The following is a 2,181-nucleotide window of genomic DNA, read 5'->3' as shown; positions in this document are numbered from 1 at the left end:
GTGCCGGTCGCAGGGTTGAGCACGTCGAGCCGCGAGGCGGAGGCGACGCGCACGCCATTGATGAGGTTCATGCCCGCGAAATCGGCGAGCGCGGAGGACGGGTCCAGCAGGGGGGAGAGGCTGTGATTTGTCATGCCGCCTTCTTCCTCGCTGCAGCGCAGCGTTGCATGGGCCACAGGGGCGAATCCGATGGGGCCAGCGCGGCTTAGCGCAGGCTCGACGCGGCCTCTCCGAGCAGCCGCAGGCCACTGTCGATCTTGCGGTCGTCGATGTACGAAAGCCCGATGCGCAAGAAGCGCCCGGACTGCCCAGGCGGCACGAAGGGATCGCCGGTCTCGGTCAGCACCCCCCTGCCCCGCGCCACGTCCCAGAGCCGGTTGGCGTCGAGCCCCTCGGGGCAGGTCAGCCAGACCGAGGCGCCGCCGCCGCCCTCGCTCATGGTGAAGCCCGGCAGGTAGCGCCTCTGCCCCTCACGCACCCTCCGCGTGCGGCTCTCGAGCGCGGCGCGGAGCTGGCGGACCAGCGTGAGGTAATGGCCCTCGGCAAGGAAGATCGCCGCCGTGCGCTGGTTGTTGAGCGGCGCCGAGCGGTGGATCAGCCGCCGCAGCCAGCGCGCCTCGTCCACCAGCGCGGCATCGGCCACGAGGAATCCCAGCCGCACCCCCGGGGCCAGCACCTTGGAGAAGGTGCCGAGATAGACCACCCGGCCATCGCCATCGAGCGACTTCAGCGTGGTGCCGTCCGAGGCGAAGGCGGTCTCGCCGTCGTAATCGTCCTCGATCAGGATGGTGCCGTCCTGCCGGGCCTGCCGCAGGATCGCCTCGCGGCGCTCGGGCGGCATCTGCACCATGGTCGGGCAATGGTTGGTGGGCGTGAGAACCGCCACGTCGAGCCGACCGGCGCCGTCGGTGCGCGCGCCGTCTCCATCCACCGGCAGGTCGACGATCTCGGCCCCGTCGGCAGCAAAGATGTTGCGGGCGTCGGGGTAGCCGGGGCTCTCGACGCCGACACGGACGCCGGGGCGCGCCAGCAGACGGGACAGCAGGTAGAGCCCCTCCTGCGTGCCCAGCGTGACGAGGATCTGCTCGGGCCGCGCGAAGATGCCACGCTGCGGCAGCACCTGCGTGCGGATCTGCTCGACCAGCAGCGGGTCGTCCTCGACGGCGCGGTCGGCGGTCCACCAGTCGATGGCCGAGCGGCCCAGCGCATCGCGCGAGCAGGCCCGCCACGTGTCGATGGGAAAGAGCCGCGGGTCGACCTGCCCGCAAACGAAGGGATACTCGTAATCCTGCCAGTTCGACGGCTTGTCAACGTGGCGCAGCGCCGAGGGCCGCTGCCGGATCCGGACCGCCCAGTCGAGCCCCCCGGGCCCGGTGGCGGGCAGTTCCGCATCACGCGCCGCGTCAAGTTCGCGCCCGACGAAGTAACCGCGCCGGGGCACGGCCTCGAGATAGCCGCGCGCCACCAGCTCCTCGTAGACCGCCGCCACGGTGTTGCGCGCGATGCCCAGCTGTTCGGCCAGCCGCCGCGACGGCGGCAGCTTCTGGCCCGGCGCCATCTTCCCGGCATGGATCGCCCCGACGATCGAGCGTCGGAGCTGCGCCTGGATCGATTCCGGCGCGTCACGGTCGATGGATGCGAACATGGCGTCCTTGCCTTGGGAGGAAAGCGCCGGAGTCCTAGGCCCACGGCGCCGAAAGCTCAATATCCGGGCGCTGCGGAACCGGCCAAACCGGTCGAATTGCCCGGGATATCGGCATCTGGCCCGCTCTGGCCCCATGCGTTCCGCTCTGCTGGCCCTGTCGAAGCGCGGCGATGCGCTGTTGATGTCGCGGGCAACAGCACAAGGAGTCCGCCCGCATGTTAGACAATGATTTCTCCCCCGTGGTCGAAGCCGACAAGGCGCATGTCTGGCACCACCTGTTCCAGCACAAGGCCCTCGATTCGCGCGACCCGCGCATCATCGTCGAGGGCAAGGGCCTGTCGGTCTGGGACCAGAACGGGCGCGAGTTCCTCGACGCGGTCTCGGGCGGCGTCTGGACGGTGAACGTGGGTTATGGCCGCGAGAGCATCGCCGATGCGGTGCGCGAGCAGCTGGTGAAGATGAACTATTTCGCCGGCGCCGCGGGCTCGGTGCCCGGTGCGCTGTTCGCCGAGAAGCTGATCTCGAAGATGCCGGGC

At 70.0% G+C, this 2,181-nt stretch carries 2 protein-coding genes; one reads left to right on the top strand and one right to left on the bottom strand.

What is annotated here, in order from left to right:
- Positions 1 to 205 precede the first annotated feature (205 nt).
- The gene (locus tag HC022_RS24750; protein WP_167454162.1) at positions 206 to 1,645 is read right to left on the bottom strand and encodes a PLP-dependent aminotransferase family protein; all 1,440 of its coding nucleotides are present in this window, start codon (positions 1,643 to 1,645) and stop codon (positions 206 to 208) included.
- Between the two features lie 215 nt (positions 1,646 to 1,860).
- Between HC022_RS24750 and HC022_RS24745 the strand changes: the two genes are divergently transcribed.
- Positions 1,861 to 2,181: aminotransferase class III-fold pyridoxal phosphate-dependent enzyme (locus HC022_RS24745; protein ID WP_167454161.1), on the top strand; the 321-nt coding region annotated here is incomplete at its 3' end.

Source organism: Salipiger sp. HF18 (assembly GCF_011806505.1).
Lineage (GTDB): Bacteria > Pseudomonadota > Alphaproteobacteria > Rhodobacterales > Rhodobacteraceae > Salipiger > Salipiger thiooxidans.
The sequence above is the reverse complement of the archived record's forward strand: the minus strand, read 5'-3'. Positions and strand labels throughout refer to the sequence as shown.